We start from the raw sequence: 12,249 nt of genomic DNA, 5'->3' as shown, positions 1-12,249 counted from the left end.
GCTGCACCACAAGTCTCAGCCACGCGACGCCTCCTCTGTGTCATGCGGGAACACCCGCACCCGGTCGGCGCGCGAAGCCGCCCAACGATTGTCAGCCACGCGACGCCTCCTCCGTGTCATGCGGGACACCCGCACCCGGTCGGCGCGCCCAGCTGCACCACAAGTCTCAGCCACGCGACGCCTCCTCTGTGTCATGCGGGAACACCCGCACCCGGTCGGCGCGCGAAGCCGCCCAACGATTGTCAGCCACGCGACGCCTCCTCTGTACCTTGCGGGACACCCGCACCCGGTCGGCGCGCCCAGCTGCACCACAAGTCTCAGCCACGCGACGCCTCCTCCATGACCACTTCGTCCACATCTCGCCCCTGCGCCTTCGCCCGCTCCGCGGCCTCCAGCACACGGCGGTAGTCCTTCGGCATCACCTTCGTGAACGCCTCCGCCCGGCGCTCCCAGTCGTCGAGCAACCACGCCGCGACCGTCGAACCCGTCAGGCGGTGGTGCCTCTCCACGACGTCCCGTAGCCAGGCCGCGTCGTCGCCGTCCAGGGGCTCGACCTCCACCATCGCGCGGTTGAGGTCGGCCTCGTGCAGCCGGAGCACGTACGCGATGCCGCCCGACATGCCCGCGGCGACGTTGCGGCCGGTGCCGCCCAGCACCACGGCGCGGCCCCCGGTCATGTACTCGAACGCGTGGTCACCCACGCCCTCGGCGACCAACAGGGCGCCCGAGTTGCGCACCCCGAAACGTTCCCCGACCTGCCCGCGCAGGAACAGCTCACCCGACGTGGCCCCGTAGGCGATCGTGTTGCCCGCGATCACCTGGTCCTGCGCGGCGTACGAGGCGTCCGGGTGGGGCCGCACCACGATGCGCCCGCCCGAGAGCCCCTTGCCGACGTAGTCGTTGGCGTCGCCCACGAGGTCCAGCGTCACCCCCGGCGGCAGGAAGGCGCCGAGCGACTGCCCTGCCGACCCGGTGAGTCGCACGTGGATGGTGTCGTCGGGCAGTCCCGCGCTGCCGTAGCGGCGGGTGACCTCGGACCCGAGCATCGTGCCGACGGTGCGGTTGACGTTGCGCACCGGCAGGTCGAGGCGCACCGGACGCGCGTCCTGCAGCGCCGCCTCGGCGAGCTGCACGAGTGTGCGGTCCAACGCCTGGTCCAACCCATGGTCCTGATCGCGGACCTTGCGTCGCGCACCGCCGTGCTGGGGGCCCGCGACGGGGTCGGCCGGGACCTCGAAGATCGGCGACAGATCGAGTCCTGCGGCCTTCCAGTGCTGCACCGCCTCGTCGACGTCAAGCAGGTCGGCGTGCCCGATCATCTCGTCCAGCGACCGGAAACCCAGTCGCGCCAGGTACTCCCGCACCTCCTGCGCCACGAACCGGAAGTAGTTCACCACGTGCTCGGCCTGTCCGGTGTACCGCTCGCGCAGCGCGGGGTTCTGCGTCGCGACCCCGACGGGACAGGTGTCCAGGTGACACACCCGCATCATGACGCAGCCCGCGACCACCAGCGGGGCCGTCGCGAAGCCGTACTCCTCGGCGCCGAGCAACGCCGCCACGACGACGTCCCGACCGGTCTTCAAGCCGCCGTCGACCTGCACCGTGATGCGGTCACGCAATCCGTTCAACAGCAACGTCTGCTGCGTCTCGGCGAGCCCGATCTCCCACGGTGTCCCCGCGTGCTTCAACGAGTTCATGGGTGCGGCCCCCGTGCCACCGTCGTGGCCGGAGATCAGCACCACGTCGGCGTGGGCCTTCGAGACCCCCGCGGCCACGGTGCCCACCCCGAAGGAACTCACGAGCTTGACGTTGATCCGGGCGTGCTCGTTGGCGTTCTTGAGGTCGTGGATGAGCTGGGCGAGGTCCTCGATCGAGTAGATGTCGTGGTGCGGAGGCGGCGAGATCAGGCCCACCCCGGGTGTGGAGTGCCGGGTCTTCGCGATCCACGGGTACACCTTGTTCGGCGGCAGTTGTCCGCCCTCGCCGGGCTTGGCACCCTGCGCCATCTTGATCTGGATGTCGTCGGCGCTGACCAGGTACTCGCTCGTGACCCCGAACCGCCCGCTCGCGACCTGCTTCACCGCGCTGCGCCGCAACGGGTCGTGCAGCCGATCCGCGTCCTCACCGCCCTCGCCCGAGTTGGAGCGGCCCCCGATCGTGTTCATCGCGATCGCGAGCGTCTCGTGTGCCTCGCTGGACAACGAGCCGTACGACATGCCGCCGGTGTTGAAGCGGCGGCAGATCGACTCCACCGACTCGACCTCCTCAATCGGCACGGGTTCGCGAACGCCCTCCCGCAGGGAGAACAGCCCGCGCAGCACACCGCCCTCCCGATTGAGCCGGTTCACCTCGTCGACGTAGCGGCGGTACACCTCCTCGCGACGCGACTTCGTCGCGTGTTGCAGCAGGAACACGGTCTCCGGGGTGAACAGGTGCAGTTCCCCGTCCCGCCGGTAGGCGTAGTGGCCACCGCTCTCCAAGCCCCGGTGGGCGTGCTCGGCGGGGTTGTCCGGATAGGCGCGTCGGTGCCGCACCGCCACTTCCTCGGCGAGCACGTCGAGTCCCACGCCGTCCAGCGTGGAGACGGTGCCGGTGAAGTACTCGTCGAGGACGTCCTGCGAGAGGCCGAGGGCTTCGAACACCTGCGCGCCGGTGTAGGCACCGACGGTCGAGATGCCCATCTTGGACATGATCTTCAGGACGCCCTTGCCGAGCGCCGTGACGTAGTTGCGCACGGCGGCGCGAGGCTCGATCCCGTCGAGGTCGCCGCGCGCCAGCAGGTTCTCGATCGACTCGAACGCCAGGTACGGGTTCACGGCCGCCGCGCCGTACCCGAGCAGCAGCGCCACGTGATGGACCTCGCGCGCGTCACCCGTCTCCACCACGAGCGCCACCCGCAGCCGTTCCTTGGTCCGTACGAGGTGGTGGTGAACCGCGGAGACCAGCAGCAACGACGGGATGGGAGCCATCCTGTGGTCGGAGTCGCGGTCGGAGAGCACGAGGGTGCGCGCCCCCGCGGCGATGGCCTCCGACGCCTCCTGCCGCACCCGCGTGATCGCCTCGGCGAGCGCCTGTCCACCACCATCCACCTCGAACAGTCCGGAGAGGACGGCACACGCGAAGTCGGAGTGCTCGCCGTCGTCGGCGACGTGGACGAGCTTGGCGAGCTGCTCGTTGTCGATGACGGGCGAGTCGAGCTGGAGCTGCCGACACGACGCCGGCCCCGGCGCGAGCAGGTTCTCCTCCGGCCCCATCACCCGGCTCATCGACGTGACCAGTTCCTCGCGGATGGTGTCGAGCGGCGGGTTGGTGACCTGCGCGAATCCCTGCTTGAAGTAGTCGTAGAGCAGCCTCGACCGCTTCGACAGCACCGACGGAGGCGTGTCCGACCCCATCGACCCGACGGGTTCGGCCCCCTTGAGAGCCATCGGGGCCAGGAGGATCTTCAGCTCTTCCTCGGTGTAGCCGAAGACGAGCTGCCTGCGCCGCACCGAGGCGTGGCTTTGGGTGACCGGCTCCCGCTCGGGCAGGCTGTCCACCGGCAGCAGCCCCGCGGCCAGCCACTCGGCATAGGGAGCCTGCGCGGCCAGCTCCGCCTTGATCTCGTCGTCCTCGACGACGCGGCCCGCGACGGTGTCCACACAGAACATGCGTCCCGGCTTGAGTCGGCCCTTCGCCACAACCCGGTCCGGAGGCACGTCGAGCACGCCACTCTCGCTGGCGAAGACGACACGGTCGTCGGCAGTACGCCACCACCGCGCCGGCCGCAGCCCGTTGCGGTCGAGCACCGCCCCGACCAGGGACCCGTCGGTGAACGTCACGCACGCGGGCCCGTCCCACGGCTCCATGAGACTCGCGTGGAACTGGTAGAACGCCCGCCGGGCCGGGTCCATCGTCGTGTGGTTCTCCCACGCCTCGGGGATCATCATCAACACGGCGTGCGGCAGGCTTCGGCCCCCGAGGTGCAGCAGTTCGAGCACCTCGTCGAACGACGCCGAGTCGGAGCCGTCCGGTGAACACACGGGGTACAGGCGACTCAAATCACCAGGGATCAGGTCGGAGGCCAGCAACGCCTCCCGCGAGCGCATCCGGTTGCGGTTGCCCCGGATTGTGTTGATCTCCCCGTTGTGGGCGACGAACCGGAACGGGTGGGCCAGTGGCCACGAGGGGAACGTGTTGGTCGAGAACCGGCTGTGCACCAGAGCGATGGCACTCGTGAGCCGCTCGTCGCGGAGGTCGGGGAAGAACAACGGCAACTGGACCGGGGTGAGCATCCCCTTGTAGACGAGCGTCCGGGACGACAACGACGGGAAGTACACCCCGCAACCTGCGGCGACGCTCTCGTGCTCGGCCCGCTTGCGCAGGCAGAACGCGAGCCGGTCGAGGTCGAGACCGGCCCGTCCGCCGTCCTCGGCGGCGTCGGCCGCCTCGGCCACGACGAGCATGGCCACGTGCGGCATCACCGACCGTGCCGTCGGCCCGACGTCGGCCGCGTCCGGGTCCGTGGGTACGGCGCGCCAGCCGAGAACGGTCAGGTTCTCCTCGCGGGCGATGCGCTCGATCAGCTCGACAGCGCGGGCCCGTACGTCCTCCTCGGTCGGCAGGAACGCCAGCCCCGCCGCGTAACGGTGGTCACCGTCGTCGGTCGGCTCGGGCAGCGGGAAGTCGACCGTGGCCCGGATGAGCGAGTCCGGCAGTTGCACCAAAATTCCCGCGCCGTCACCGCTGGTGGGCTCCGCACCCGCGGCTCCGCGGTGATCGAGATTGGTGAGCGCGGTGAGACCGTCGCTCACGATGTCGTGGGACCGAACACCCCGGACGTGGGCGACCATCGCCACGCCACAGGCGTCCCTCTCCGACTCGGGTCGATAGAGGCCCTGGCTCTCGGGGGTCGCGGAGAAGATCAAGGGGACCTCCTGCGTCGTCGTGCTGCACTCGTGCCGGCACGGGACGACCATGGCCCGCGGATGAGCGCGACCTTAACATTCGGGAAACGTTGCGAACATGCTCCGACCAGCCCATTTCCCGCTGCCGGAGGTAACGATCCGGCAGCGTGTCACATCGACGTGAACTGCTGTGTGCGGTCTGCGATGTCTGCTGTCCCGGGCGACGCCGGGACCAGGCGCGTTCGACTCGACCGGTCGTGGTCGAGTCGCTCACCCAGTCTACGCGCCGGTTGCGCTCTGGTAGTGTCACGTCGACGTGAGCTGCAGCGAAGTCCGGTGCGAATCCGGCGCTGTGCCGCAACTGTGATGGTCCCCGGGACGACTTCCCGTCGTCGGCGGACCGAGCCAGGTCGCCTGCCGTTCACGTGACGCCACCACCGCCTCCGGCGCAGAGGTGCGGCGTCCGCGACCTCCGGTCTCGGCGCGGCCGACGCGCCGGCCGAGAAGTCGAGGTCCAGATGCCCGTCAGACGGTTGCTCGTCCCCCTGCTGTTGGTGTTGTCCCTCACGGCGTGTGCCGAACGCCAGGAGGACACGTCGGGGAACACCTCGGCGACCGACAGTGCCTTCCCGGTCGAGGTGCGCCCCGAAGGAGCCCCCGCCGTCACTCTGGAGCAACGGCCCGAGCGGATCGTCTCGCTGTCCCCGTCGGCCACCGAGATGCTCTACGCCGTCGGCGCGGGCGACCAGGTCGTGGCCGTCGACGAGATGTCCACCATCCCCGAGGACGCCCCTCGCACGGAGTTGTCCGGGCTGAACCCGGACCCGCAGAAGATCGCGAGCCATGACCCCGACCTCGTCGTCGTGGAGTCCGACACCGACGGCAAGCTCGCCGACGCGCTCGACAAGGTCGGCACGCCCACGCTGGTGCTGACGGCCCCGGGCTCGCTCGACGCCATGTACGACCAGTTCGAGTTGATCGGCAAGGCCACCGGACACGAGCAGGAGGGGGCCGACCTGGCCCGCCGGACCGAAGCGGAGATCGACAAGCTGGTCGCCGACGTCGGTGACGCGGGCGAGGGCCTGACCTACTACCACGAACTCGACCCGAGCTACTACACCGTGACCTCGGCGACGTTCATCGGGCAGGTGTACGGGCTGTTCGGGTTGGAGAACATCGCCGACCAGGGCGATCCCACGGCTCACGCCGGCTACCCGCAGCTCTCCGCGGAGACCGTGCTGTCGGAGGACCCCGACCTGATCTTCCTCGCCGACACGCAGTGCTGCGCCCAGACCGCCGAGGCCGTGGCGGAGCGTCCCGGGTGGGACACGCTCACCGCGGTCAAGCAGGACACGGTGGTCGAGCTGGAGGAGGACGCCGCGTCCCGCTGGACGCCGAGGCTGGTCGACTTCGTCCGCACCGTCGCCGACGGCGTCACGCGAGCGGCTGCCTGACCGTGCTGAAACGGTCGGGACACCGCACACGACGCCGCGAACACCGGACGCGGCTGCGACCGGGCACCCTGCTGCTCGCCCTCGCCGGGCTGCTCGTGATCTGCGTGGCGGCGATCGTGGCCGGTTCCGGTGACCTGGGCTGGCACCGTGTGCTCGCGGAGATCTGGGCCCAGCTCACGGGGACGCTGTCGCCGCTGTCGGAGCGCGAGGCGGCGATCGTCTGGGAACTGCGCGTGCCGCGGGTACTGCTCGCGGGCATCGTGGGTGCCGCACTCGCCGGAGCGGGCGCGACCTTCCAGGGCGTGTTCCGCAACCCGCTGGCCGACCCGTACCTGCTGGGGGCCGCGGCCGGGGCGGGGATGGCGGCCACGCTGGTGATGGTGCTGGCTCCCGCGGTCACCACCTGGTTCGTCGGCCCGGTCCCGCTCGCCGCCTTCGCGGGCGCCCTCGGCGGAGTGGGCCTGAGCTGGATGTTGGGTCGCTCGGCGGGCGGTTCGGGAACGGCCACCCTGCTGCTCGCGGGAGTCGCGGTGACGGCGTTCCTGACCGCCGTGCAAACCTTCGTGCAGCAACTGAACACCGACACGCTCAAGCAGGTGTACACGTGGACGCTCGGGGGACTCAACGTGAGCGGCTGGCGCGACGTGTGGCTGGCCCTGCCGTACGTGGCTGCCGCCGCGGTGGTGCTCTGCGGGAGCGCACGGCTGCTGGACGTTCTCGCCCTCGGTGACGCCGAAGCCGCGTCCCTCGGCGTGCGGCCCGGCCTGCTGCGGTTGGTGCTACTCGGCGCGGCGTCGCTGGCCACGGCCGCCGCCGTGGCGGTGAGCGGACTGATCGGCTTCGTCGGCATCGTCGTGCCCCACGTCGTCCGCCTGCTCGTCGGAGCCAGCTACCGCGTCATCGTCCCCCTGTCGCTCGTCGGCGGCGCCGGGTTCCTCATCGTCGCCGACTACGTCGCCCGCACCGCCATGCCCGGTGAGCTGCCGCTGGGGGTGGTGACCGCGTTCGCGGGCGCCCCGTTCTTCGCCCTCGTACTCCGGACGTCGAAGGGACGGGCCACGTGAGCGCACTCCACCTCGACGACGTGAGCGTGAGCTACCACGGCGCACCCGTGGTCCGGAACGTGTCGGCCGAGCTCGCCCAAGGCGGTTGGCTCGCCATCGTCGGCCCCAACGGGGCAGGCAAGTCGACGCTGCTCAAGGCCATCGCCGGGCTCGTCCGCCACACGGGGCGAATCACCGTGAACGGCTCACCGACCACCAGTCTGTCGCGCCGACAGCGAGCCGCCCTCGTCGGCTACGCAGCGCAGAGTCCCGTGCTGCCGGAGCGGCTGACGGTGACCGACTACGTCCTGCTGGGTCGCACGCCTCACCTGGGTCCGCTCGCCAGGGAGTCGGCGTCGGACCTCTCCCTCGTGCGCGAGACTCTCGATCGACTCGACCTGGGCGACCTCGCCGGTCGTGAGCTCGACACGCTCTCCGGCGGCGAACGCCAGCGCGCCGTGCTGGCGCGGGTGCTGGCTCAGCGGGCCCAGGTGCTGCTGCTCGACGAACCCACCACGGGACTGGACATCGGCCACGCCCAGGCGTTGCTGGAACGGCTCGACGCGCTGCGCACGGAAGACGGCATCACCGTGGTCACCACGCTGCACGACCTGACCTTCGCCGCCCAGTACGCGGACACGCTGCTGCTCCTCGACGGTGGGAACGTGGTCACGGCGGGCCCGGGCCGGGACGTCCTCACGGCCGCCCGGCTGCGGCAGCACTACGCGGCCGAGGCCGAGGTGCTCACCACGACGACGGGGCACCCGGTGGTGGCTCCCGTCCGGCCGGGCTGACGCAGGCCCGGACGAGCCGCGTCAGGGCCGGGTCGCCGACGAGTCGCTGAGGTCGACACCAGCCGTGTCGCCACCACGCCCTTCGTCACGCTTCCGCTCGTCGGCCTCGGCACCGGCCTCCGAAGTCTCGCCCGCGTCCCCGGATTGCCCGGCCTCCCCGGCCTCGTCGTCCGGCGTACCGCGGTCGACGTCGTCCGGACCGATAGCGAGATCCTCGGGCCGTTCCCGGGGGCCACGCCGCCGAGCGAGCACGAGGTACACCACCGCACCGGCGAACACCAGCATCGACGTCCACACGTTCACCCGCAGGCCCAGGATGTGGTTGGCCTGGTCGGTGCGCATGAGTTCGATCCAGAAGCGGCCCGCGGTGTATCCGGCGACGTACAGCGCGAACGCGCGGCCGTGGCCGAGCCGGAACCGGCGGTCGGCCCACACCACCAGCAGGGCCACACCGAGGTTCCACACCAGCTCGTACAAGAACGTCGGGTGCACCACCGTCAGCGGGACGTCGGAGACGGCCACACCGTTGAGCTGGTCGGGCAGGCCCGTGGCGGGATCGATGCGTTCGTAGATCTCCAGGCCCCACGGCAGGTCGGTCTCGCCGCCGTAGAGCTCCTGGTTGAAGTAGTTGCCCAGCCGCCCGACGGCCTGGGCGACCACGATGCCGGGGGCGATCGCGTCGGCCACCGCAGGCAGCGGGATGCCGCGGCGACGGCACGCGATCCACGCGCCCACCGCACCCAACGCGATGGCTCCCCAGATGCCGAGACCGCCCTCCCAGATGTAGAGCGCACGGATCGGGTCCTCGCCCTCGCCGAAGTACAACTGGTTGTCGGTGATGACGTGGTAGAGCCGGCCACCGATCAGGCCGAACGGCACCGCGAACACCGCGACGTCGACGATCGTGCCCTTGACCCCGCCGCGCTGCACCCAGCGGCGATCGCCCCACCAGATGGCGATGACGATGCCGGCGATGATGCACAGCGCGTACGCCCGCAGGGAGAGCGGTCCGATCTCCCACACTCCCCGGTCGGGGCTCGGGATGCTCGCGAGGAAATACGTCGACGCGGTGTTCACACGGTCACCGTAGCGCGACGTCGTACCCGCCACTGCGGACCCCACGAGAAAGCCCGCCCCGATGACCCGACTGGGCGGTTTGCCCGCTCTTGCCGGCCCGAACGAGAGCCGGGGAGATCGGCTCGTCGGTCCTCAGCGCACCGGACGGCGGACGCCGTCGGCGAGTTCCTCGGTCAGCTCGGTCAACGGCCCCGTGCCCTCGGCGGCCTTCGCCACCAGGGCCGATCCCACGATCACCGCGTCCGCGAAGCCCGCCACCTCGGCGGCCTGGTCGCCGGAGCGCACCCCGAGACCCACCCCGATCGGCAGGTCGGTGTGCTTGCGCGTACGCCGCACCAGGTCCGAGGCGGCGCTGCCGACCGTGTCGCGAGCGCCCGTGACACCCATGACCGCCGTCGCGTAGACGAAGCCCGTGGTGGCCTTCGTGGTCATCGCGATGCGGTCCTCGGACGACGACGGCGCCACCAGGAAGACCCGGTCGAGCCCGTGCTCGGTGGAGGCGGCCATCCAATCCGACGCCTCGTCCGGCGTGAGGTCCGGGGTGATGAGTCCGAGCCCGCCCGCCGAGGCCAGGTCCCGCGCGAAGGCGTCGACCCCGTAGCGGTGCACCGGGTTGTAGTAGGTCATCACCACGGCCCGGCCACCCCTGGCGGAGATCGACTCGACGACCTCGAACAGGTGCTTGAGCCGGAACCCGTTGCGCAGCGCCGTGTCGGCCGCGCTCTGGATCGTCGGGCCGTCCATCACCGGGTCCGAGTACGGGACACCGACCTCGATCAGGTCGGCCCCGGCGTCGAGCACGGCCGCGACGAGGTCCTTGGACTCGTCGACGGTCGGGTACCCGGCGGGCAGGTAGCCCACGAGCGCGGCGCGACGCTCCGCCTTCGTGCTGTCGAACAGCTCGCCGAGCCTGCTCACACGTCCTCCACGAGCTTGAAGTACCGGGCAGCGGTGTCCACGTCCTTGTCACCGCGGCCGGAGAGGCTGACCACGATGTGCGCGTCGGGACCGAGTTCCTTGCCGAGCTGCAACGCGCCTGCGAGGGCGTGCGCCGACTCGATCGCCGGGATGATGCCCTCCGTGCGCGAGAGCAGCCGGAAGGCCTCCATGGCCTCGTCGTCGGTGACCGCCCGGTACTCGGCCCGACCGGTGTCCTTGAGGTACGAGTGCTCGGGACCGACGCCCGGGTAGTCCAGTCCGGCGGAGATCGAGTACGCCTCGACGGTCTGGCCGTCCTCGTCCTGCAGCAGGTAGGACAGCGCGCCGTGCAGCGTGCCCGGGGTCCCCTGGGTCAGCGTGGCACCGTGTTCACCGGAGTCGAGCCCCTTCCCGCCGGGTTCGAGCCCCACCAGGCGCACGTCCGGGTCGTCGAGGAAGCCGTGGAAGATGCCGATGGCGTTGGAGCCACCGCCCACGCACGCCGCCACGGCGTCGGGCAGTCGGCCGGTCAGCTCCAGGATCTGCCGCCGAGCCTCCTCACCGATGACGCGGTGGAAGTTGCGCACCATGACCGGGAAGGGATGCGCACCGGCCGCCGTGCCGAGCAGGTAGTGCGTCGTGTCCACATTGGTCACCCAGTCGCGGAGCGCCTCGTTGATGGCGTCCTTGAGCGTCCGGGAACCGGTCCGCACGGGCACCACCTCGGCACCGAGCAGCCTCATCCTGGCGACGTTCAACGCCTGCCGCTGCGTGTCGACCTCGCCCATGTAGACCACGCACTCGAGGTCGAGCAGCGCACACGCCGTGGCGGTGGCCACCCCGTGCTGCCCCGCACCGGTCTCGGCGATGACCCGCTTCTTGCCCATCCGCTTGGTGAGCAACGCCTGGCCGAGCACGTTGTTGATCTTGTGGGAGCCGGTGTGGTTGAGATCCTCCCGCTTGAGGAAGATCCGCGCACCGCCCGCGTGCTCGGCGAACCGCGGCGCCTCGGTGAGCAACGACGGCCGCCCGGCGTAACCGGAGAGCAGCCGCTCGAACTCCTGGGTGAACTCCGGGTCCGACTTCGCCTTCTCGTACTCGGCCGCGAGCTCGTCGAGCGCGCCCATCAACGCCTCGGGCAGGTACCGACCTCCGTACGGGCCGAAGTGCCCCCGCTCGTCGGGGTCGTGGGCGGCGCCCGCCCGGTCCGTGCTCACGCCTTCCACTCCTGTCATCGGCTCGGCCTCGGGCAGGCCGGGTGCGAGCCCGCCGTCACCAGCTTCACGAGCGCACCCTTCGGGTCGTCCGTCGAGACGAGCCCCTCACCGACCAGCACCGCGTCGGCACCGTGGCCCGCGTACGCCATGAGGTCGCCCGGACCCCGCACGCCGGACTCGGCGACCTTGTAGACGTCCATCGGCAGGCCCGGAGCCAGCCGACCGAACACGTCGCGGTCCACCTCGAGCGTGTGGAGGTTGCGCGCGTTGATGCCGATGACGGAGGCACCGGCCTCCAGCGCCCGGTCGGCCTCCTCCGCGTTGTGCACCTCCACCAACGCCGTCATGCCGAGGGACTCGACCCGGTCGAGCAGGGCGACGAGCGCGTTCTGCTCCAGCGCGGCGACGATCAGCAACACCATGTCGGCGCCGTGCAGCCTCGCCTCGTGCACCTGGTACGGGCTGACGATGAAGTCCTTGCGCAGCAAGGGAACGTCGACGGCCGCGCGCACCGCGTCGAGGTCGGCCAACGACCCACCGAAACGACGCTGCTCGGTGAGCACGCTGATGACGCGCGCACCCGCGTCCTCGTAGTCCTTCGCCAGCGCCGCCGGGTCGGGAATCGACGCCAGGTCACCCTTGGACGGGCTGCGGCGCTTGACCTCCGCGATCACGGCGATCCCCGATTCCCGCAGGGCCGCCATGGCGTCCCTCGGCGCAGGTGCCGCCGCGGCACGACGCTTGAGCTCGTCGAACGGCAGCGCCGCCTCGCGCTCGGCGAGATCGGCCCGCACGTCAGCGATGATGTCTTCCAGAACGCTCACCGGGCGGCCCCACCGGGAGTCGCGATGCCTGTTGAT

The 12,249-nt window shown here is 70.7% G+C and carries 8 protein-coding genes and 1 riboswitch; of the genes, 3 read left to right on the top strand and 5 right to left on the bottom strand.

From position 1 onward, the window contains the following. Nucleotides 1–317 precede the first annotated feature (317 nt). The gene (gene gltB, locus JAV51_RS18370) at nt 318–4,907 is read right to left on the bottom strand and encodes a glutamate synthase large subunit (protein WP_197321989.1); all 4,590 of its coding nucleotides are present in this window, start codon (nt 4,905–4,907) and stop codon (nt 318–320) included. Nucleotides 4,908–5,156: 249 nt separating this feature from the next. Next, nucleotides 5,157–5,323, top strand: a riboswitch (cobalamin riboswitch). Nucleotides 5,324–5,404: 81 nt separating this feature from the next. Here gltB and JAV51_RS18365 point away from each other — a divergent pair. The 3 genes from JAV51_RS18365 to JAV51_RS18355 are packed head-to-tail and all read left to right on the top strand — an operon-like array spanning nt 5,405 to nt 8,177. After that, entirely contained in the window at nt 5,405–6,340 is a 936-nt protein-coding gene (locus tag JAV51_RS18365; protein ID WP_197321988.1) for an ABC transporter substrate-binding protein, read from the top strand. Nucleotides 6,341–6,342: 2 nt separating this feature from the next. Beyond that, nucleotides 6,343–7,404, top strand: a complete 1,062-nt coding sequence (locus JAV51_RS18360; RefSeq protein ID WP_197321987.1) for an iron ABC transporter permease — start codon at nt 6,343–6,345, stop codon at nt 7,402–7,404. Beyond that, nucleotides 7,401–8,177 (top strand): ABC transporter ATP-binding protein, encoded by a 777-nt coding sequence (locus JAV51_RS18355; protein ID WP_197321986.1) that lies wholly within the window; start codon nt 7,401–7,403, stop codon nt 8,175–8,177. Before JAV51_RS18360 ends, JAV51_RS18355 begins: the two co-directional genes overlap by 4 nt. Nucleotides 8,178–8,198: 21 nt before the next feature. Here the strand turns inward: JAV51_RS18355 and lgt are convergent, their stop codons facing one another. The 4 genes from lgt to trpC form a co-directional block, all read right to left on the bottom strand. Beyond that, nucleotides 8,199–9,254 carry a prolipoprotein diacylglyceryl transferase gene (gene lgt, locus JAV51_RS18350; RefSeq protein WP_197321985.1) on the bottom strand — a complete coding sequence of 352 codons (1,056 nt, stop codon included), beginning with the start codon at nt 9,252–9,254 and terminating at the stop codon, nt 8,199–8,201. A gap of 132 nt (nt 9,255–9,386) precedes the next feature. Beyond that, on the bottom strand, nt 9,387–10,172 hold the full coding sequence (gene trpA / locus JAV51_RS18345) for a tryptophan synthase subunit alpha (RefSeq protein WP_197321984.1): 786 nt from the start codon (nt 10,170–10,172) through the stop codon (nt 9,387–9,389). Beyond that, entirely contained in the window at nt 10,169–11,407 is a 1,239-nt protein-coding gene (gene trpB / locus JAV51_RS18340; RefSeq protein ID WP_197321983.1) for a tryptophan synthase subunit beta, read from the bottom strand. The genes trpA and trpB overlap by 4 nt, the downstream gene beginning before the upstream one ends. Further along, complete coding sequence (gene trpC, locus JAV51_RS18335; RefSeq protein ID WP_197321982.1) at nt 11,404–12,213, bottom strand: indole-3-glycerol phosphate synthase TrpC; 810 nt, start codon at nt 12,211–12,213, stop codon at nt 11,404–11,406. Before trpC ends, trpB begins: the two co-directional genes overlap by 4 nt. Between the last annotated feature and the right edge of the window lie 36 nt (nt 12,214–12,249).

This window comes from Saccharomonospora sp. NB11 (assembly GCF_015910535.1).
GTDB lineage: Bacteria > Actinomycetota > Actinomycetes > Mycobacteriales > Pseudonocardiaceae > Saccharomonospora.
Note: the sequence above shows the minus strand (reverse complement) of the source record. Positions and strands in the feature narration are given on the sequence as shown.

Coding starts and splice junctions, on each gene's coding strand:
- trpB (WP_197321983.1), bottom strand. CDS start 11,407: ATGACAGGAGTGGAAGGCGTGAGCACGGACCGGGCGGGCGCCGCCCAC.
- JAV51_RS18365 (WP_197321988.1), top strand. CDS start 5,405: ATGCCCGTCAGACGGTTGCTCGTCCCCCTGCTGTTGGTGTTGTCCCTC.